This window comes from Massilia sp. KIM, from assembly GCF_002007115.1.
GTDB lineage: Bacteria > Pseudomonadota > Gammaproteobacteria > Burkholderiales > Burkholderiaceae_D > Telluria.
Genome location: NZ_MVAD01000002.1, coordinates 1,116,967 through 1,137,107, shown reverse-complemented (window position 1 = coordinate 1,137,107; position 20,141 = coordinate 1,116,967). Strand labels below are relative to the sequence as shown.

General features: G+C 65.7%; 20 protein-coding genes. 10 read left to right on the top strand and 10 right to left on the bottom strand.

Annotation, left to right across the window (positions count from 1 at the left end):
• Positions 1–144: 144 nt before the first annotated feature.
• Genes B0920_RS19830 through B0920_RS19820 form a run of 3 tightly spaced genes read left to right on the top strand, consistent with a single transcriptional unit; the run spans position 145 to position 2,078 of the window.
• Entirely contained in the window at positions 145–669 is a 525-nt protein-coding gene (locus tag B0920_RS19830) for a gamma carbonic anhydrase family protein (RefSeq protein ID WP_078034352.1), read from the top strand.
• Between the two features lie 3 nt (positions 670–672).
• Positions 673–1,629: an Hsp33 family molecular chaperone HslO gene (hslO, locus tag B0920_RS19825; protein WP_078034351.1), complete on the top strand. Its 957-nt coding sequence runs from the start codon at positions 673–675 to the stop codon at positions 1,627–1,629.
• A gap of 11 nt (positions 1,630–1,640) precedes the next feature.
• On the top strand, positions 1,641–2,078 hold the full coding sequence (locus B0920_RS19820) for a thioesterase family protein (protein ID WP_179119235.1): 438 nt from the start codon (positions 1,641–1,643) through the stop codon (positions 2,076–2,078).
• 160 nt (positions 2,079–2,238) lie between these two features.
• Here B0920_RS19820 and B0920_RS19815 read toward each other — a convergent pair whose 3' ends face one another.
• Positions 2,239–3,174, bottom strand: a complete 936-nt coding sequence (locus B0920_RS19815; protein ID WP_179119234.1) for a LysR substrate-binding domain-containing protein — start codon at positions 3,172–3,174, stop codon at positions 2,239–2,241.
• A 68-nt stretch (positions 3,175–3,242) separates the two neighbouring features.
• Here B0920_RS19815 and B0920_RS19810 point away from each other — a divergent pair, with 68 nt between their 5' ends.
• Positions 3,243–3,953 (top strand): NADPH-dependent F420 reductase, encoded by a 711-nt coding sequence (locus B0920_RS19810; protein ID WP_078034349.1) that lies wholly within the window; start codon positions 3,243–3,245, stop codon positions 3,951–3,953.
• A gap of 355 nt (positions 3,954–4,308) precedes the next feature.
• Complete coding sequence (locus tag B0920_RS19805; protein ID WP_078034348.1) at positions 4,309–4,815, top strand: Dps family protein; 507 nt, start codon at positions 4,309–4,311, stop codon at positions 4,813–4,815.
• 298 nt (positions 4,816–5,113) lie between these two features.
• Here B0920_RS19805 and B0920_RS19800 read toward each other — a convergent pair whose 3' ends face one another.
• From B0920_RS19800 to B0920_RS19780, 5 genes are all read right to left on the bottom strand, one after another.
• The gene (locus tag B0920_RS19800; protein ID WP_078034347.1) at positions 5,114–5,383 is read right to left on the bottom strand and encodes a hypothetical protein; all 270 of its coding nucleotides are present in this window, start codon (positions 5,381–5,383) and stop codon (positions 5,114–5,116) included.
• Positions 5,384–5,400: 17 nt separating this feature from the next.
• Positions 5,401–5,742, bottom strand: a complete 342-nt coding sequence (ftsB, locus tag B0920_RS19795; RefSeq protein WP_078034346.1) for a cell division protein FtsB — start codon at positions 5,740–5,742, stop codon at positions 5,401–5,403.
• A 51-nt stretch (positions 5,743–5,793) separates the two neighbouring features.
• On the bottom strand, positions 5,794–7,077 hold the full coding sequence (gene eno / locus B0920_RS19790; RefSeq protein WP_078034345.1) for a phosphopyruvate hydratase: 1,284 nt from the start codon (positions 7,075–7,077) through the stop codon (positions 5,794–5,796).
• Between the two features lie 72 nt (positions 7,078–7,149).
• Positions 7,150–8,004, bottom strand: coding sequence for a 3-deoxy-8-phosphooctulonate synthase (kdsA, locus tag B0920_RS19785; protein ID WP_078034344.1), 855 nt, complete (start codon positions 8,002–8,004; stop codon positions 7,150–7,152).
• Positions 8,001–9,683: a CTP synthase gene (locus B0920_RS19780; protein ID WP_078034343.1), complete on the bottom strand. Its 1,683-nt coding sequence runs from the start codon at positions 9,681–9,683 to the stop codon at positions 8,001–8,003. The genes kdsA and B0920_RS19780 overlap by 4 nt, the downstream gene beginning before the upstream one ends.
• 320 nt (positions 9,684–10,003) lie before the next feature.
• Between B0920_RS19780 and B0920_RS19775 the strand changes: the two genes are divergently transcribed.
• The 5 genes from B0920_RS19775 to B0920_RS19755 all read left to right on the top strand — a co-directional run bounded on the left by B0920_RS19775 (position 10,004) and on the right by B0920_RS19755 (position 17,332).
• Complete coding sequence (locus B0920_RS19775) at positions 10,004–11,710, top strand: methyl-accepting chemotaxis protein (protein ID WP_078034342.1); 1,707 nt, start codon at positions 10,004–10,006, stop codon at positions 11,708–11,710.
• A 364-nt stretch (positions 11,711–12,074) separates the two neighbouring features.
• Positions 12,075–13,496, top strand: a complete 1,422-nt coding sequence (locus B0920_RS19770; protein ID WP_078034341.1) for an MFS transporter — start codon at positions 12,075–12,077, stop codon at positions 13,494–13,496.
• Positions 13,497–13,513: 17 nt separating this feature from the next.
• Complete coding sequence (locus B0920_RS19765; RefSeq protein ID WP_078034496.1) at positions 13,514–15,865, top strand: GH36-type glycosyl hydrolase domain-containing protein; 2,352 nt, start codon at positions 13,514–13,516, stop codon at positions 15,863–15,865.
• A gap of 248 nt (positions 15,866–16,113) precedes the next feature.
• Positions 16,114–16,755, top strand: a complete 642-nt coding sequence (locus B0920_RS19760; RefSeq protein WP_078034340.1) for a DUF1109 domain-containing protein — start codon at positions 16,114–16,116, stop codon at positions 16,753–16,755.
• Positions 16,756–16,768: 13 nt separating this feature from the next.
• Positions 16,769–17,332, top strand: a complete 564-nt coding sequence (locus tag B0920_RS19755; protein WP_078034339.1) for a sigma-70 family RNA polymerase sigma factor — start codon at positions 16,769–16,771, stop codon at positions 17,330–17,332.
• Between the two features lie 202 nt (positions 17,333–17,534).
• Here B0920_RS19755 and B0920_RS19750 read toward each other — a convergent pair whose 3' ends face one another.
• The 4 genes from B0920_RS19750 to B0920_RS19735 all read right to left on the bottom strand — a co-directional run bounded on the left by B0920_RS19750 (position 17,535) and on the right by B0920_RS19735 (position 20,085).
• Positions 17,535–17,822: a pentapeptide MXKDX repeat protein gene (locus B0920_RS19750; protein WP_143745841.1), complete on the bottom strand. Its 288-nt coding sequence runs from the start codon at positions 17,820–17,822 to the stop codon at positions 17,535–17,537.
• Positions 17,823–17,876: 54 nt separating this feature from the next.
• Positions 17,877–18,608, bottom strand: a complete 732-nt coding sequence (locus B0920_RS19745) for a molybdopterin-dependent oxidoreductase (protein ID WP_229455826.1) — start codon at positions 18,606–18,608, stop codon at positions 17,877–17,879.
• 71 nt (positions 18,609–18,679) lie between these two features.
• A complete protein-coding gene (locus B0920_RS19740) occupies positions 18,680–19,273 on the bottom strand; it encodes a cytochrome b/b6 domain-containing protein (RefSeq protein ID WP_078034336.1) in 594 nt (197 codons plus the stop codon).
• Positions 19,270–20,085 (bottom strand): DUF1223 domain-containing protein, encoded by an 816-nt coding sequence (locus B0920_RS19735; RefSeq protein ID WP_078034335.1) that lies wholly within the window; start codon positions 20,083–20,085, stop codon positions 19,270–19,272. The genes B0920_RS19740 and B0920_RS19735 overlap by 4 nt, the downstream gene beginning before the upstream one ends.
• Between the last annotated feature and the right edge of the window lie 56 nt (positions 20,086–20,141).

Below are 20,141 nucleotides of genomic sequence, written 5' to 3'. Positions count from 1 at the left end.
AAAAAGAACGGTCGTTCGTATGATTATAAGGGCGATCGGTTGATTTCGCGCGCCCCGGCCCCATCTGGCGTGGATCGCCGCCACGGACGGTGGCGGACGCAGGGGGTAAAATAGCGTTTATCTCCATCTTCCGCGAGCACATCCATGGCGATTTACCAGCTGGGCGAGCATGCGCCCGAGATCGACGCATCGGCCTTCGTGGCCGATTCCGCCACCCTGGTCGGCAAGGTGACCCTCGAGGCGAACGCCACGGTGTGGTTCGGCGCCACGATCCGCGGGGACAACGAGCGCATCACGATCGGCGAGAACAGCAATGTGCAGGAAGGCACGGTGATGCACACCGACATGGGCTACCCGCTCACCATCGGCAAGAACGTGACCATCGGCCACCAGGCAATGCTGCACGGCTGCACGGTGGGCGATGGCTCGCTGATCGGGATCCAGGCCGTGGTGCTCAACGGCGCGAAGATCGGCAAGGGTTGCCTGGTCGGCGCCGGCGCCCTGGTCACGGAGGGAAAGGAATTTCCGGACCACTCGCTGATCCTGGGTTCGCCCGCCAAGGTGGTGCGCACCCTCACGGAAGAAGACGTATCGCGCCTGCAGGCCAGCGCCGCCAGTTACGTGGCGCGCGGGCAGCTCTTCAAGGCGCAGCTTAAGAAAATCGGATAGAGAATGACGACAAACGACACCAGGGACACCCTGCAAAAATTCATCTTCGACAATGCCGCCGTGCGTGGCGAGCTGGTCGAGATTTCCGACACCTGGCGCGAGATCCAGGCGCGCCACGCCTACCCCAAGGCCGTGCGCGCGGTGCTGGGCGAGATGGTGGCGGCCGGCGCCCTGCTGTCGGCGAACCTGAAGTTCAACGGCTCCATCGTGATGCAGATCCATGGCGACGGCCCGGTGCGCCTGCTGGTGGTCGAGTGCGATGCCCAGCTGCGCACCCGCGCCACCGCCAAGCTGGCGCCGGACGCCGACATTCCGGATGACGCCAGCCTGCGCCAGCTCTTCAATGCGCACGGCAAGGGCCGTTTCGTGATCACCCTCGACCCGGCCGACAAGGTGCCGGGCCAGCAGCCCTACCAGGGCGTGGTGCCGCTGGACGGCGAGGACATGGCGACCGTGATCGAGAACTACATGCTGCGCTCGGAGCAGATGGACACCCGCCTGTGGCTGGCCGCCGACGACAAGGTCGCGCGCGGCATGCTGCTGCAAAAGCTGCCGCGCCACAGCGGCGTCGAAGGCCAGACCAAGCAGGCCACCGAGGCCGAAGACCTGGAAACCTGGAACCGCGCCGTCATGCTGGGCAGCACCCTCAAGCGCGAGGAGATGCTCAGCACCGGCATCGAGACCCTGCTCCAGCGCCTGTTCTGGGAAGAGACGATCCGCGTGTTCGATCCGGCGCATCCGCAATTCCACTGCAGCTGCAACCGCGACAAGGTCGGCGGCATGCTCAAGATGCTGGGCAAGGAAGAAGTCGAGTCGGCCCTGGCCGAGCTGGGCACGCTGGGCATCAACTGCGATTTCTGCGGCAAGCACTACTCCTTCGACAAGGTCGACTGCGCCCAGCTGTTCTCGAGCCAGGATCCGGTGCAGACCATGATGCCGGCCAGCGGCAGCACCCACTGACAGGACTGCCGATGCGTGACACGCCCCGTAGCGCCTTTGCCCACTTCCTCGCCATGCCGACGCGCTGGATGGACAACGACAGCTACGGGCACGTCAACAACGTCAATTACTACAGCTTCTTCGACACGGCGGTGAACCGCTACCTGATCGATCAGGGCGTGCTCGACATCCACAAGGACACGACCGTGGGCCTGGTGGTGGAAACCGGCTGTTCCTACTTCAGCTCGATCTCCTTCCCGGATACGGTGCACGCCGGCATCCGGGTCGCCAAGCTGGGCAACTCCAGCGTGCGCTACGAGATCGCGCTGTACCGCAACGACGAGCAACTACCCTCGGCTGCGGGGCACTTCGTCCATGTCTATGTGGACCGGGCGAGCAACCGGCCGACGCCGATCCCTGCGGCGGCGCGGCGGGTGCTGGAGACCCTGGTTCTGCCCCAGAACCCCTGACAGAATCCTCGGTTTGTGTTCATGGCGCCGAGACAATCAGCTACTCCGGGCTGGAACGGTCGGCGTCGGCCACAGGCGGACCTTAGGATGCTTTCCGCGGGGCTGCTGGACTTTGTAAACTTGCCTTGTCCAACCGAAAATCCAAGGCCTCTACTCCCCCTTATTGGCGCAGTTGAGCGACCAGTTGCGCTACCAGGCCAGCAAACCATTGCACTGCTGGATCCGCATTTTTTCTGACGTGCCACAGCAATGCGACATCGAATGTCGGTACCTGGATAGGTGCTTTGCTCAGCTCGAGATCGAATTCCTTGGCATAAATGCGCGCTGCTGTGGCCGGCATGTTGACTACTGATGGGGTGGTGCGCAGCAAGAACGGCATGAGTGGGAAATGGGCGACCGACACGAGCACCGTGCGCGATCGTCCTAGCTCTCGCAGTTGCTCGTCGATCGGACTATGCAAGTGCCCGAGCGGCGACAATAACAAATGCGGATGAGCGACATAATCGTCGAGCGACAGGTCTCCGCGCAGCCCGAGTTGAGTCCGGTCGTACAGCGTCAGGAAGCTTTCCTGGTGGAGCACACGATGGCAGTGCCAGGACTCCAGCTGGTCCGGCATTGCCGTTAACGCCAGATCGCAATCGTCGCGATCGAGCGAATCGAGCGCATGCCGATAGTCGGACGGCCGAACCACCAGCCGGACCTTGGGAGACGCCCGCCGCAGATGCGCGAGGATCAGAGGAACCAATGCCAGTTCAAGGTCGTCCGGAGCGGCGAAACGAAATGTCTTCTCCAGTTTCGACGGATCGAACTGAGCCGGGGTGAACAGGACCTGATGCAGTCTTCCGATCGCAGCTTCGACGACTGGGTACAGTTCCAGTGCACGTGGCGTCGGCTCCATTCCTCCCTTCGCTCTCACCAACAGAGGGTCGTCGAAGAGTTCGCGAAGCCGTCGTAGCGCCATGCTGACCGCCGATGGGCCCAGAAACATGCGGGCAGCCGCCCGCGTCACGCTGCGTTCCCTCATCAGCGCCAGAAAAATCAGGAGGACATTGAGATCGACACCCCTGAATTCATTTTCATTGAATAGATCGTTCATTTTGTTCAATTTGATTATGCAGCGTGCAGCGACGACACTGCAAGCACAGGAGCGCATCTCGGCGCACCATGAACAAGGAGATGAAGATGAAAACGTTTCGTATTGGCATTCTTGGGAGCGGCAACATGGGGCGGACGCTCGGACTGCGCTGGGCTGAAGCAGGTCACGAAGTCTTCTTCGGGTCGCAATTCGAGCATGAACTGGCAACGGTGCGCCAGCACGCTACCGTCCCGGTCAGCACAGGCAGCCTCGACGAAGCTGCCGGCTATGGCGACATCCTGCTATTCACTGCACGAGGCTTGATGCCGTCTCAGCTGATCGACAAGACTTTGGCAAAAGGGAAAATCCTTGTCGATCTCAACAACTTTTCGATACCCGAGGGCTTCAATTATCCGGCCGTTGAGGACTCTCTTGCTGAACGGGCCCAGCGTGATCTCCCGGATGCGCGGGTGGTGAAGGCTTTCAATAATCTTGCGATGGAAGCATATGAACTTCCTGCGGACCAGCTTGAATCGTTATCGGTATCCGCCTTTATCGCCGGCGACGATGCGACAGCAAAAGAAGACGTCGCACAGCTTGCACGTGTTCTCGGTCTGCAACCGATCGATGTCGGACCGCTGCGTCAGGCTCGCCTACTGGAGAGCATGGGCGATCTCATCCGGCTACTGATGGGTGGCAGGCCCGGCTTCGGACCGATGGCTCACCTCTCGATGCATCGCTTGCCTGCTGCATCGGCTACGCGTCTTGGCGGCCGCCAGCCGTCCCTGCTTGACTCCTAGTGCGCAAGCCCGTCGTGAAGAGCAAGCCCGACAAATCCGACTTCGTCCGGATGGCCATCGGCACTCTCGCTGCTGCTGCATCGGCGCTGCGACAGAAAAGCTCGCATCGAAAATGGCGCACTACGTCGCCACTCATGCAGGGGGCATCGAGTTTGTTGGCGGGCATGGCATCCGGGAGACCCGCCTCTCTTCCCCTTGCGGGAGGCAATCCAGGGAAGCCTGCCGACACGCGATTGAACCGGGTCAGCGGGCTACGTCCTCCGGGCTTCGGTGCTAAGCTGTGGCATCTTTGACAGTGTTGCTTTTTCGCATAGCGACCCTATCTGCCCCTTATGCAAACAACGGAGGACCATCTATGAATATCGATATCGGCATCAACCAGGAAGACCGCGCCAAGATCGTCGAGTCGCTGTCGCGCGTGCTCGCGGACAGCTACATGCTGTACCTGAAGACCCACAATTTCCACTGGAACGTCACCGGCCCGATGTTCTCGACCCTGCACGTGATGTTCGAGGAACAGTACACCGAGATGTGGAACGCCCTGGACGACATCGCCGAGCGCATCCGCGCGCTGGGCCACTTCGCGCCAGGCACCTACAAGCGCTATGCCGAGCTGTCGAACATCACCGAGGAGGCCGACGTGCCTTCGGCCAAGGAAATGATCCGCCAGCTGGTGGACGGCCACGAGACCCTGATCCGCACCGCGCGCGAAGCGGTGAAGGTGGCGGACGACCTGGATGACTTCCCGACTGCGGACATGCTGACCACCCGCATGGAAGTGCATGAGAAGAATGCGTGGATGCTGCGTGCCTTCCTGGAGCACGGCGCGGGATCGATGCAGGGTGATGCGTCGTCGGACTGATTCCGACCACTGAACCAAAGACCGTCGTCCCCGCGCAGGCGGGGACCCAAGTTCTGTTCGCGTCAACGAAACGCTAGCAAACTTGGGTCCCCGCCTTCGCGGGGACGACGTTTTGGGGCTAACTATTAGTTCGGTGCCGCTACCAGCTCGGTGTCCGCTACTACTTCGGTGTCCGCTGCTAGTTCGGTGTCCGCTACTACTTCGGTGTCCGCTGCTACTTCGGTGTCCGCTACTACTTCGGTGTCCGCTACTAATTCAGTGTCGGCTATCAGTCGGCGTCGGCTGAAAGCTACGGCGCTCAACCCCGCCCCGACATATGCAGGTCGACCACTTTCATGATCTCCAGCGTCAGGTCCAGGTCGAACTCGCCCGACGCCAGCGCGCCCTGCAGGTGTTCACGGCTCACGCCCACGGCGGCGGCCAGTTCCGGCAGGGCCGGGGCGCGCGATACCGCCAACAGGGCGGCCGCGACCAGCTCGCCCTCGCCGTCCTCGAAGGCATCGGCCAGATGATCGGCGATCGCGTCCAGCGTGTCGAGCTGCGCGGGGTCGAAGGAAGGTGAAGTCATAGGAAGATGCGCGAAGCTCAGTGCTTCGCCTTGTCCTTCGGCGGCGGCGGAGGCGGCGGCTCGGTCATCGAGACCGCGGGCTGCTCGTCCTTGCGCAGCACCTGCACGAAGATTTCGTTCTGCTTGATCATGCCCAGCTCGTAGCGCGCGCGCTCCTCCACCGCGCCCGTCCCGTCGCGCAGGTCGCGCACCTCGGATTCGAGCTTAGCGTTGCGCGCCTTGAGCTGTTCGGTCTTCAGGCGCACGGCCTCGACCTGCCCCTTCATGTCGGCCACGGACAGCCAGCCGCCCTTGCCGAGCCAGAGCGGGTACTGGATCAGCAGGAGCAGAGCGGCAAGGGCAATCGTAATCAGGCGCATGAAGAAGAAGCGGTATCACCGCCGGCCGCGCGAACGCGGCCGGCGCGGGTCTTACTTGAGGTTGTAGAAGGCGTCGCGGCCCGGGTAGGTGGCGACGTCGCCCAGGTCTTCCTCGATGCGCAGCAGCTGGTTGTACTTGGCCATGCGGTCCGAACGCGACATCGAGCCGGTCTTGATCTGCAGGGCGTTCAGGCCCACGGCGATGTCGGCGATGGTCGAGTCCTCGGTCTCGCCCGAACGGTGCGAGATCACGGCGGTGTAGCCGGCGCGCTTGGCCATCTCGATGGCGGCGAAGGTCTCGGTCAGGGTGCCGATCTGGTTGATCTTGATGAGGATCGAGTTGGCCACGCCCTTCTGGATGCCCTCTTTCAGGATCTTGGTGTTGGTGACGAACAGGTCGTCGCCCACCAGCTGCACGCGCTTGCCCAGGGCCTGGGTCAGGGTCGCCCAGCCGTCCCAGTCGCCTTCGGCCATCGCGTCCTCGATCGAGATGATCGGGTACTTGTCGCACCAGGTGGCCAGCATGTTGGTGAAGTCGGCCGCGCTCAGCGACAGGCCCTCGCCTTCCAGCACGTACTTGCCGTCCTTGTAGAACTCGCTCGCGGCGCAGTCCAGGCCGATCGCGATCTGGCTGCCGGCCTGGTAGCCCGCCTGCTCGATCGCCTGCATGATCAGCTTGATCGCTTCCTCATGGTTGGCCACCGACGGGGCGAAGCCGCCTTCGTCGCCGACGGCGGTGTTCAGGCCCTTGCTGTGCAGGATCTTCTTCAGGGTGTGGAACACCTCGGCGCCGTAGCGCAGCGCTTCCTTGAAGGACGGCGCGCCGACCGGGATGATCATGAATTCCTGGATGTCCAGGTTGTTGTCGGCGTGGGCGCCGCCGTTGATGACGTTCATCATCGGCACCGGCATCTGCATCGCGCCCGAACCGCCGAAGTAGCGGTACAGCGGCAGGCCGGCTTCCTCGGCGGCTGCCTTGGCCACGGCCATCGACACCGCCAGCATGGCGTTGGCGCCCAGGCGGCTCTTGTTCTCGGTGCCGTCGAGATCGATCAGGGTGCGGTCCAGGAAGGCCTGCTCGTTGGCGTCCAGGCCCATGATCGCTTCGGAGATCTCGGTGTTGATATTCTCGCAGGCGCGCAGCACGCCCTTGCCGAAGTAACGGCGCGGATCGCCGTCACGCAGTTCGATCGCCTCGCGCGAACCGGTCGAGGCGCCCGACGGCACCGCGGCGCGGCCCATCACGCCCGATTCCAGCAGCACATCGCATTCCACGGTCGGGTTGCCGCGCGAGTCGATGATTTCGCGGCCGATGATATCAACAATAGCACTCATGTATTCAGTCTCCGATAGGGTAGATAAAACGTGAAAAGGGCGCCCAGCCGCGGGGCGCCCTTGATCATGCTGTTACTTGAAGTCCGCTTCGAGGAAACCGGACTTCTTGACGATGCGGTCGAGTTCGACGAGCGTGGTGAGCAGGTCTTTCATGCGTCCGAGCGGCACCGCGTTGGGGCCGTCCGACAGCGCATTGGCCGGATCAGGGTGGGTCTCCATGAACAGGCCCGACACGCCCGCCGCAACGGCGGCGCGCGCCAGCACCGGCACGTGCTCGCGCTGGCCGCCGGAGGAGGTGCCCTGGCCGCCCGGCAGCTGCACCGAGTGGGTGGCGTCGAACACCACGGGGCAGTTCGATTCGCGCATGATGGCCAGGGAGCGCATGTCCGAGACCAGGTTGTTGTAGCCGAACGAGACGCCGCGCTCGCAGGCCATGAAGTTGTCTTCCGGCAGACCGGCTTCGCGCGCCGCATTGCGCGCCTTGTCGATCACGTTCTTCATGTCGCCAGGCGCCAGGAACTGGCCCTTCTTGATGTTGACCGGCTTGCCCGAACGCGCGCAGGCGTTGATGAAGTCGGTCTGGCGGCACAGGAAGGCCGGGGTCTGCAGCACGTCGACCACGCTGGCCACGACCGGGATCATCTCTTCGTCATGCACGTCGGTGAGGACCGGCACGCCGATCTCCTTGCGCACGTCGGCCAGGATCTCCAGGCCCTTCTCCATGCCCGGGCCGCGGAAGGACTTGCCCGAGGAGCGGTTGGCCTTGTCGAAGGACGACTTGTAGATGAAGGGGATGCCCAGCGCGCTGGTGATTTCCTTCAGGGTGCCGGCGGTGTCGAGCGCCATCTGGCGCGATTCGATCACGCAGGTGCCCGCGATCAGGAAGATCGGGTGCTCGAGGCCGACGTCGAAACCGGCGAGTTTCATGCTGCATCTCCTTGCAGGGCGGGCGCTTGCGCGTTCGCCGCCACATTGGTGTTGGCCGCCTGGTGCTTGAGGGCGGCCTGGATGAACGAGGTGAACAGCGGATGGCCGCTGCGCGGGGTCGACTTGAACTCGGGGTGGAACTGCACGCCCACGTACCACGGGTGCACCTCGCGGGGCAGCTCCATGATCTCGAGCAGGTCTTCGTTCGGGGTGCGCGCCGCGACCACCAGGCCGGCCGCTTCGATCTTCGGCAGGTAGTAGTTGTTGCCTTCGTAGCGGTGACGGTGGCGCTCGGTCACGACGTTGCCGTAGATGTCGGCGGCCAGGGTGCCCGGGTTCACCGCGCAGGTCTGGGCGCCCAGGCGCATGGTGCCGCCCAGGTCGGAGTTGACGTCGCGCTTCTCGACCTTGCCGTCGTGGTTCTGCCACTCCGTGATCAGGGCCACCACCGGCTGATCGGTCTCGGGATCGAACTCGGTCGAGTTGGCGTTCGGCAGGCCGGCCACGTGGCGCGCGAATTCGATCAGCGCGACCTGCATGCCCAGGCAGATGCCGAGGTAGGGAATCCGGTTCTCGCGGGCGTAGCGCGCCGCCATGATCTTGCCTTCCACGCCGCGCTTGCCGAAGCCGCCCGGCACCAGGATGGCGTCGTACTTGGCCAGGTGGTCGCAGCCGCGGCTCTCGATCTCTTCCGAGTCGAGGTATTCGATGTTGACCCGGCTTTCGGTGTGGATGCCGGCGTGGCGCAGCGCCTCGGTCAGGGACTTGTAGGATTCGATCAGGTCGACGTACTTGCCCACCATGCCGATGGTCACTTCGTGCTTCGGGTTTTCCAGGGTGTGGATCAGCTTGGTCCACACCGACAGGTCGGCCTTCGGCGCCTCGATGCCGAGCGCCTCGCAGATGATGTCGTCCAGGCCCTGGTCGTGCAGCACCTGGGGCACCTTGTAGATGGTGTCCACGTCCCACACCGAGATCACGGCCTGCTCTTCCACGTTGGCGAACAGCGAGATCTTGGCGCGCTCGTCGTCCGGGATGCGGCGGTCGGCGCGGCACAGCAGGGCGTTCGGCGAAATGCCGATCTCGCGCAGCTTCTGCACGCTGTGCTGGGTCGGCTTGGTCTTGAGTTCGCCGGCCGAGGCGATGTAGGGCACCAGGGTCAGGTGCACGAAAGCGGCCGACTTGCGGCCCACGCGCAGCGACAGCTGGCGCGCGGCTTCCAGGAACGGCAGCGATTCGATGTCGCCCACGGTGCCGCCGATCTCGACCAGCGCCACGTCCACGCCTTCGGCGCCGCGGCGGATGTAGTCCTGGATCTCGTTGGTGATGTGCGGAATCACCTGCACGGTCTTGCCCAGGTACTCGCCGCGGCGTTCCTTGCGGATCACCGATTCGTAGATCTGGCCGGTGGTGAAGTTGTTCACCTTCTTCATCCGGGTGCTGATGAAGCGCTCGTAGTGGCCGAGGTCGAGGTCGGTCTCGGCGCCGTCATCGGTGACGAACACTTCGCCGTGCTGGGTCGGGCTCATGGTGCCCGGGTCGACGTTGATGTACGGGTCCAGCTTCAGGAGGGTAACCTTGAGGCCGCGGGACTCGAGAATCGCGGCGAGGGAGGCGGCCGCGATCCCCTTGCCGAGGGAAGACACGACGCCGCCAGTGACGAATACAAATTTGGTCATTGTGCAGAAAGTGCCGAACGGCACGTGCGGGAAATAGAAATTATACCTTAAACGCGCAAAGTCTTCGACGAAGTCTTCTTGTCAACCACGCCAGGCTCCGCCCGGGGTCCGGCGCGCGAGCAAGGCCGGGGCCTGTCAAACCGAGTAGTAGTAATGACAATGTTGTATCCGAAATGCGACGCGCGAGACAAAATAATACGTGACTCTATGGTTGCCGTTCGGCAATAATTGTGACTTTCCGACTCGGCTCGACCGCAACCACGGCTCCGCGAGGCCTGCTGGCCCGCATCCCTCCGCCGCTCCGGTCAGTCTCTCCCACCATGATCACATTTAACAAATTGAACATCGGCACGCGCCTCGCCGCGGGCTTCGCCCTGACCCTCCTGATGACCGTCCTGATCGCGGCCGCCGGCGTCTGGCGCCTGAATCAGGTGGCCGCCGAAACCCGCGAGATCATGGCCGAGCCGATCGCCAAGGAGCGCATGATCGCCGAGTGGTACACCCAGATCTTCGCCGCCGTGCGCCGCACCGCCGCCATCGTCAAGAGCAGCGACCCCTCGCTGACCACCTACTTCAAGGAAGACTCGGCCGCGACCTCCAAGCTGTCGACCGAACTGGTCAAGCGTATCGAGCCGATGATCAAGGGCGAGGACGAGACCGCCCTGTTCAAGGCCGTGATCGAGCACCGCAAGACCTACAGCACGGCGCGCGACAACGCCGTCAAGGCCAAGGCCGAGGGCAACGTCGAGCTGGCCGACCAGATCCTGGAGCAGTCCTTCACTCCCGCCGCCAAGGCCTACCAGGAACAGGTGCGCAAGCTGCTCGAGCTGCAGCACCAGCGCATTGCCGCCAGCGCCGCCACGATCGACGCCAATGCGCGCAGCGGCGAGACCATGATCATCGCCCTGGCCGCCGCCGCCCTGGCCCTGGGCGCCGTCTTCTCCTGGCTGCTGACCCGCAGCATCACCGGTCCGCTGCGCGAAGCGGTGAAAGCGGCCGAGACCGTCGCCGCAGGCGACCTGACCGTGAGCCTCGACACCTCGCGCCAGGACGAGACCGGCGCCCTGCTGCGCGCCCTGCGCCACATGAACGACAGCCTGGCGCGCATCGTCAGCGAAGTGCGCACCGGCACCGAGCAGATCAGCACCGCCTCGGGCGAGATCGCTTCCGGCAGCTTCGACCTGTCGGCCCGCACAGAGCAGCAGGCCGCCTCGCTGGAGGAGACCGCCGCCTCGATGGAAGAACTGACCGGCACCGTGCGCCAGAACGCCGACAACGCCCGCCAGGCCAACCAGCTGGCCATCGCCGCCTCGACCGTGGCGACCGACGCCGGCAGCGCCGCCGAGCAGCTGATCGCCACCATGGGTTCGATCAATGAATCCTCGCGCAAGATCGTGGACATCATCGGCGTCATCGACAGCATCGCCTTCCAGACCAATATCCTGGCGCTGAACGCGGCCGTCGAAGCGGCGCGCGCGGGCGAACAGGGCCGCGGTTTCGCCGTGGTCGCGTCCGAAGTGCGCAACCTGGCCCAGCGTTCGGCCTCGGCCGCCAAGGAAATCAAGCAGCTGATCGGCGACTCGGTCGAGAAGGTCGACGCCGGCGCCAAGCTGGTCGACCGCACCGGCGCCACCATGCAGGAAGTGGTGACCTCGATCCGCCGCGTGACCGACATCATGGGCGAGATCAGCTCGGCCAGCCAGGAGCAGATCCAGGGCATCGACCAGGTCAACCGCGCGATGTCCGAGATGGACCAGGCGACCCAGCAGAACGCCGCCCTGGTCGAGGAAGCGACCGCCGCCACCAGCGCGCTTCAGGAACAGGCGGTGCGCCTGGCCAAGGTGGTGGACGTGTTCAAGCTCGATCCCTCGCAGCGCGCGGCGGCCCCGGCGGCGACGCGTCCCGCCGCCACCCTGCCGGCGCTGCGCGCCAGCGCGCCCCTGAAGCGCCCGGCGCCGCTCAAGGCCGCGCCGAAGGCCGCCGCCAAGGCGACGGCCACGGTGGATGGGGACTGGGAACAGTTCTGATCCTGACGGGGCTGTCGGTTGTAGCGGTCCCGCGAGCGTTTTAACTTGGGTCCCGGCCTTCGCCGGGACGACCTTGTTTGACCATAGCTAATCGCTCAATCCACGACTTCGGCCACGTCCCTCAGCCCGTCGTCCCGGCGAAGGCCGGGACCCAAGTTCGCAGCACCGCCGCTACCCCCGGGCTTCCCCCGCAGCAGTCCCCCACCGCAGCACCCCACCTCCCCTCTGTTTCAATTTCATGTTTGACACGCCGCCCCCTCCAACGGCATACTGTCGGGGCATGTTAGCGCTATCAACATAACAATAGAACGAGCGCGACACTGGCCTGCCCGACAGCGCCGGACAACGATAAACGGAGACGACAATGCTTACACGTGGGGACGCAGTTCCAACCAGCCCGCCGGCGCCTGCCGCCGCCGCCCCCGATACCTCTGCGAAGGACGCCAACGCCCGCCTCGGCTGGCGCGAAAAGCTCAGCTACGGCATCGCCGACATGGGCTTCAACTTCTTCTGGACCAACGTCGCCACCTTCCTGCTGATCTTCTACACCGACACCTTCGGCATCTCGGCCGCCGCCGCCGCGACCCTGATGTCGGTGATCAAGATCGTCAACGCCTTCACCGACCCCATGATCGGCGCCGCAGCCGACCGCACCTCGACCCGTTTCGGCAAGTTCCGTCCCTACCTGGTCTGGATGTCGATCCCGCTCGGCGCCGCCGCCGTGCTGACCTACACCACCCCCGACCTCGAGGGCGACGCCAAGCTGGCCTGGGCCTACGGCACCTACCTGATGATGATGGTCTGCTACACCTGCGTGAACATCCCCTACAACGCACTGTCGGGCGTGATGTCGGCCGACCCGCAGGAGCGCTCCACCATCAATGGCCTGCGCTTCATCTTCGCCTTCGCCGGCAGCACCCTGGTCACCGCCGCCACCCCGTCGATGGTCAGCTATTTCGGCGGCGGCGACGACCAGCGCGGCTGGCAGCTGACCATGGCCGCCTGGAGCGTGGCCGCGGCCCTGCTGTTCGTGGTCACTTTTGTCAACACCCGCGAGCGCATCGCCCCGCCGCCCGGCCAGAAGTCGGACGTCGGCCGCGACATCCGCGATTTGCTCGGCAACCGCCCCTGGATGGTGCTGTTCGTGCTGGCCCTGGTCATCATGGTCACCATCACCCTGCGCACCACCACCGCCGCCTACTACTTCAAGTACGTGGTGAACCGCCCGGAACTGATGGCCAGCTTCGTGCCGACCTATATGGTGGCCGCCGCCATCGGCGCCGCCTGCACCCCGCTCATGACCCGCTTCGTCGACAAGAAGACCCTGATGATCATCCTGATGAGCATCACCGCCGTGCTGTCCTCGGCCTTCTTCTTCATCCCGCCCGAGCGCATCGACCTGATGTTCGTGCTGCAGGCCGGCCTGGGCCTGGCCCTCGGCCCCAAGTCGCCGCTGGCCTTCTCGATGTACGCCGACACCGCCGACTACAACGAGTGGCGCAACGGCCGCCGCGCCACCGCCATGACCTTCGCCGCCGCCACCTTCTCGCAGAAGCTCGGCACTGCGGTGGCCGTGGCAGTGATCGGCTCGGTGTTCACCTCGCTCGGCTACGTGCCCAACGCCACCCAGAGCCTGGGCTCGCAGGCCGGCATCGTGTGGCTGATGTCCTTCGTGCCGGCCGCTTTCGCCCTGCTGGCCGTGCTCACCATGTGCTTCTATAACCTTGACCGCAAGCAGCTGGCCCGCATCCAGGAAGACCTGGCGGCGCGCAAGGCCGGCGCATGAACTTCCTGGAGACCCGCATGCTTTACCCCACCGACGACGGTGCCCGTTACGAACTGACCAGCCCCACCGCCATGCCCAAGGCCGGCGGCTTCCTGTGGAACCGCCGGATGATGATCCAGGTCACCTGCCGCGGTTATGCGACCGCCCAGTTCATGCAGCCCGAGCCGGCCAAGTATTCCTATGCGCCGAACCTGGAAGCCAAGACCTTCATGCAGCCGGAGCAGGCCTATTACGCCCACCATCCGGGCCGCTTCTTCTACGTCAAGGACGAGGAGACCGGCGAGGTGTTCTCGGCCCCCTACGAACCGGTGCGCGCCGGCGTCGACCGATTCGCCTTCTCGGCCGGCCGCAGCGACCTGCGCTGGACCGTGGAAAAGCTCGGCATCCGCGTCGAGCTCACCCTCGGCCTGCCGGTCGAGGACGTGGCCGAGCTGTGGACCCTGAAGGTGAGCAACCTGTCGGGCCGCCCGCGCCGCCTCAGCGTCTACCCCTACTTCACGATCGGCTACATGTCGTGGATGAACCAGTCGGGCGAGTACCGCCCCGACCTGGGAGGCATCGTCGCCTCCTGCGTCACGCCCTACCAGAAGCTGCAGGACTACTTCAAGAACCGCCTGTTCAAGGACAAGACCTATTTCCTGTGCGAGAACGCGCCCGACGCCTGGGAAGCCAACCAGCTGGCCTTCGAAGGCGAAGGCGGCCTGCACGCGCCGGCCGGCCTGGAAGGCGAGCGCCTGGCGGGCGGCGACGCCCGCTACGAGACCCCGGTGGCCGCCGTCCAGTACCGCCTGGCGCTCGACGCCGACGGCAGCAGCCAGCAGCGCTTCCTGTTCGGCCCCGCCTACGACGACGCCGAGATCGCCGCCATGCGCGCACGCTACCTGAGCGCCGAGGGCTTCGAGCGCGCCGCGCGCGACTACGACGCCTACATCGCCAAGGGCAGCGGCTGCGTGCGCATCGAGACCCCCGACAAGGAACTCGACAACTTCGTCAACAACTGGCTGGCGCGCCAGGTGTACTACCACGGCGACGTCAACCGCCTGTCGACCGATCCGCAGACCCGCAACTACCTGCAGGACAACATGGGCATGGCCTTCGTCAAGCCCGAGGTGGCGCGCGCCGCCTTCCTGCACGCGCTGTCGCAGCAGGAGGCCAGCGGCGCCATGCCCGACGGGATCCTGCTGTTCGAAGGCGCGGAGCTCAAGTACATCAACCAGATCCCGCACACCGACCACTGCGTCTGGCTGCCGGTCTGCCTGCTGGCCTACCTCGACGAGACCGCCGACTACGCAGTCCTCGACGAGCCGGTCAAGGGCCACGATGGCGCGGTCAAGAGCGCCTTCGAGCGCATCTCGATGGCCATGGACTGGCTGCTGCACAAGCGCGACCACCGCGGCCTGAGCTACATCGAGCAGGGCGACTGGTGCGATCCGATGAACATGGTGGGCTACAAGGGCCGCGGCGTGTCCGGCTGGCTGACCGTGGCCGCCGCCTACGCCCTGAACATCTGGGCCGATATCTGCGCCCAGCGCGGCGCCACTACCCTGACCGAGCACTTCCGCGCCGGCGCGGCCCACATGAACGCCTCGGCCAACACCCACCTGTGGGATGGCGCCTGGTTCGCGCGCGGCATCACCGACGACGACGTGAAGTTCGGCGTGGCGGCGGATAGCGAGGGCCGCATCTACCTGAACCCGCAGAGCTGGGCGATCCTGAGCGGCGCGGCCAGCGAGGAGCAGCGCAAGCTGATGCTGGCCCAGGTCGACACCCAGCTCGACACGCCCTACGGCGTGCAGATGTTCGCCCCGCCCTACAGCAAGATGCGCGAGGACGTCGGCCGCGTGACCCAGAAGCATCCGGGGTCGGCCGAGAACGGCGCGGTCTACAACCACGCCTCGGTGTTCTACATCTACAGCCTGTACACGGTGGGCGAAACCGAGCGCGCCTTCGACGCCCTGCGCAAGATGATCCCGGGTCCGGACCTGGAGGACTACCTGCAGCGCGGCCAGATGCCGGTCTATATCCCGAACTACTACCGCGGCGCCTACAAGGAATACCCGCGCACGGCGGGCCGTTCGAGCCAGCTGTTCAACACCGGCACCATCTCCTGGGTCTATCGCTGCGTGATCGAAGGCCTGTGCGGCCTGAAGGGCGACGCCAAGGGCCTGGGCATCGCGCCGCAGCTGCCGCGCGCCTGGCCGGGCATGAAGATCACCCGCCAGTTCCGCGGCGCGACCTTCCAGGTCGAGGTGACGCGCGGCGCGGTGGACAAGGTGCAGGTGCGCTGCGACGGCGTCGAGCTGCCGCAGGCGCGCATCGAGAACATAGAGGCCGGCCGCAGCTACAGCGTGCAGGTGACGGTGCCCTGAGCCCGCGGGGCTTGCGTTGCGGCGCTAGCGCGACATGGCGGAAGGCGATTGCCGTCGGCGCCTCGACCGCGCCCGCGCGCCGGCGCCACGGGTCGCCGCAAGCACGGCGTATACTTGTTTCCGGGCTGCCTGCTGACATATCCATGACGGCGGGGCGATTGTTCGCCCCGGCTGTAACCGGACCGCGCGCCTGAGCGAACTAGCATGCGTAGGCGGCGGCGCCGCCCTCTCTTGAAGAGGCAGGAACAATGAAAACTCATGATCTGGCTGCGATGCTGGCGCATGGCGTCGAAGCCTCCGATCCGCGCACCGTTGAAAAGCGATTCGCACTGGCCATGGCGCTCGGCCTGGCCGGCGCCGCCGCCCTCATGCTGCCCCTGCTGGGCGTCCGGAGCGACCTGGCGCAAGCGCTCGGCAGCGGCGGATTCTGGCTCAAACTGGTCTTTCCCGCGGCGCTCCTGTGCGCCGCCCTCTCGGTCGGCGCCCGGCTCGCGCGGCCCGGCCGCAATGGAGGGCGGGGCTGGTGGTTGGCGGTGGCGGCCCTGGCTGCGCTCTGGGCCGGCGGCGCCCTCGTCCTGGCCCATGCCGCGCCCGCAGCGCGCGTCCAACTCCTGCTCGGCAATTCGTGGCAGACGTGCACCTTGCTGGTGGCCCTGCTCTCGCTGCCCGCCTTCTGCGCGGCCTCTTGGGCGCTGCGCGGACTGGCGCCGACCCGGCCGCGCGAAGCCGGCGCGGCGGCCGGCCTGTTCGCCGGCGCCCAGGGCCTGCTGGTCTATTGCCTGCATTGCCCGGAGACGGCCGTGTCCTTCTGGGCCGTCTGGTACGTGCTCGGGCTGGCGGTGCCCACGGGACTGGGTGCGGCGCTCGGCAAGGCTATCCTGCGCTGGTGACGGCCCGGCAGCGATGCGCACCCGCGAACCTTGGTTGTTGATCGAGCAACAGATGCAGGCCTGGCTGCTCGCCGGCCTCGACGGCGACGCACGCGCCTACCGCCTGTTCCTGGACGAATTGGCCAAGCGCCTGCGCGCATTCCTGCGCAAGCGCCTCTACGACGGCCAGGACCACGTCGAAGACCTGGTTCAGGAAACCATGTTGGCGGTCCACAACGCGCGCGCCACCTATCGCCGCGACCAGCCGGTGACGGCCTGGGTCCATGCGATCGCGCGCTACAAGCTGATGGACTACCTGCGTGCCCGCATGCGTCAGGACGTGTTCAACGATCCGCTTGACGATGCGGCAAGCTTGTTCCAGGACTCGTGCGAGCAGGCCGTCGATGCGCGCCGCGACATCGCGGTCCTGCTCGGCCGGCTTCCCGAACGGCAGCGCGTGCCGATCGAACTGGTCAAGCTGCAGGAATTGTCGGTGGCGGAGGCGGCCCTCCACAGCGGCATGTCCGAATCGGCGATCAAGGTCGGGATTCACCGCGGCCTGAAGGCGCTGGCGGCCTATCTACGTTCTTGTCCCTGAGCGCGCCGGCCGGCGCCGGGATGAACGACCTGTTCGTCAAATTCCCGGCCCGCTCCGGCAATGCCGAGATCGGCGCGAGAGCATCGAGCCTGCCGACGATGATTCCGACGCATGGCCTAGGTAGCGGACCCGGCAGCGCCCCTGTTCTTTCCGAGGCCGCCGCCGGGTCGAATGGCAGGACCGGCAGGCCCTGCCCGGACCATTATTGCTTCATGGCCTCCTTGCCCATGCCATTCTTGGCCATGCCGTCCTTGGCCATGCCGTCCTTGGCCATGCCTTCCTTGGCCATGCCGTCCCTGGCCATGCCTCCCTTGGCCATGCCGTCCTTGGACATGGCGTCCTTCTTCATGGCGTCCTTTTTCATGTGGTCCTTACTCATGGCGTCCTTGCTCATCGCATCCTTTTTCATGGCGTCGTGTTTCATGCCATCCTGCGCGTGAGCGGCGCCGGCGAATGCGAGTGCGAGAATCAGGGCAGTGATTGTTTTCATGGTGATTTCCTTGGTGGGTTGATGGAACTGCGTGGTACTGCGGGCGCCTGGCGCCTAACTACCGCCAAACCAGTTATAGCCTTGGTTTTCCCAATAGCCGCCTGGATAGGTGTTGGTCACGAAGATGGCCTGGATATGCTTCGGATTCTTGTATCCGAGCTTGGTCGGAATGCGCAGCTTCATCGGATAACCGTAGCGCGGCGGCAAGACCTCGCCGTCGTAGCTCAGGGCCATCAGGGTCTGCGGGTGCAGGGCGGTCGCCATGTCGATGCTGGTGAAATAGTCGTCGGCACAGTGGAAGCCCACGTACCTGGCGCCCAGGTCGGCCCCGACCAGGCGCAGGAAATGCGAGAAAGGCACGCCGCCCCACTTGCCGATCGCGCTCCAGCCCTCGACGCAGATGTGACGCGTAACCTGATCCTGTTGCGGCAGGGCGCGCAGCTGCGCCAGCGTCCAGGGACGGCGGTCGCCCACCAGCCCGGCCAGCTCGAGGCGCCAGGACCCGCCGTCGACCACGCGCACCTCGTCCTCGCCGTAGTAGGCGTTGAATGGAAATGGCCGGGTGATCATGCTCTCCGGGTAGATCGGCGCCAGCCTGGCAGGGTCGAACAGCGCCGCCTGGACGCGGTCGTTAAAGCGCGAGACCAGTTGCAACGCGCGCTCGATGCTCTCCTCGGTGTCCGGTGTGCACCCGGTGAGCAAGGCCAGGCCGCCCAGGCTCAAACTGCGTTGCAGGAAGACGCGGCGGCCGGCATCGGGTACGCGGCGTATCGCGTCGGACAGCATCGTTCCGGCCTGGGCGGGCACGACGATCTTACGGGGTTTGATCGGGTTCATGGCATCCTCGTCGACGAATATCAGCGGCCCCTGAGCATGGACAGCAGGGTGCGCGGCACCAGCGCAACCATCAGCAGGTGCAGCACGATGAAGCCGCACAGCGCCGCCATGGCGACGAAGTGCACGCGGCGCGCGCCCTCGTAGCCGCCAAGCAGTTCGCGCAGCAGGGGAAACTGGACCGACTTCCACAGCACCAGCCCGGACAGCACGAGGACGATGCAGTCCGCCATCACAAACAGGTAGGCGAGGCGCTGCACGCTGTTGTAGCGCGCAGGGTCGGCATGGGAAAGGCGGCCGCGCAAGGCGGCGCCGAGATCGCGCAGCAGCTCGCGCGGCCGCACCGGCAGGAAGCGACGCGCCAGGCGGCCCGTCACCAGGTTCAGCACGAGGTAAATGGCGCCGTTGACAAGCAGCAGCCACATGGCGGCGAAGTGCCAGGCGATGGCGCCGCCCAGCCAGCCTCCGAGCGTGATCGAGGGCGGGATCGCGAAGCCGAAGAACTGGGTGGCGTTGTAGATCCGCCAGCCGCTGGCGATCAGGAGCACGACGGCCAGCGCATTGAGCCAGTGCGTGACCCGAAGCCAGAGAGGGTGGATGGTGCCGGGGCGGCTCATTGGCGCCTCCCGGCCTGCGCGCCGGCGCAGGAACTGGTGTCGAGCGCCTGCAAGATGCGGGCGTCGGCGTCCTGGACGAAGGCGAGCGCGCGCAGGCGGTCGGGACGCCATTGCGCGGGCAGCGCGAGCTCGTGCGTCAAGCGCGCGGTCGCGCTGTGCAGCGCGATCGGCCCCAGCCACAGGCGCGCGGTGTCGTCATGCCGCAGGGTGACCCCGGCGTTCTCGCCGCGCGCCACCCGGGATGCGAGACCGCTCTCGGTCAGCGCGACGAACAGGGCTTCGCCGCCGCGCGGGGCCGCCACCCGCGCGCTGACTTCGAGGCGCAGATGCGGGAGGCCGGCCCGCGTCGGAGCGCTGACATGCAGATCGATCGCCGCCAGCGCCGGCCGGGCGTTCACGCGCTGGATCGTTTGCACCAGGCCGGCGCGCCAGTCGCGGAGCTCGCGGCCATCGACGAAGAACTGCGGCGTGTACGCCACCTTCCAGCGGCCCTGGGCGAGCAGCGCTCGCTGCCGCTCGTCGAAACGCGCCTGTGCGAATGGGTCGCGCCAACCGATCGCGTCCCAGTAGGTAACGTGCAGGCCGACCGGGACCACCCGCGCATCGGCGGGAAGCTGCTGGCGCAAGTCGCGCAGCTGCCGGTCCGCCGGCGGACAGCTGGAGCAGCCTTCGCTGGTGTAGAGCTCGACCAGGGCGGCGGTCGCGGGGCCGCTGGCGACCTCACAGTCCAGTTCGGAGGCGGCGGCCGCACCGCCAGCGGCAGCCAGCAGCGCAGGGATCAGGCGCGCGGAAAATGGAAGTCGAAGTGTCATCGGAAGCTGTGCATGCGTGGATCACAGCTTCCTATTCGTTCCCGGGGCCGCTCCGG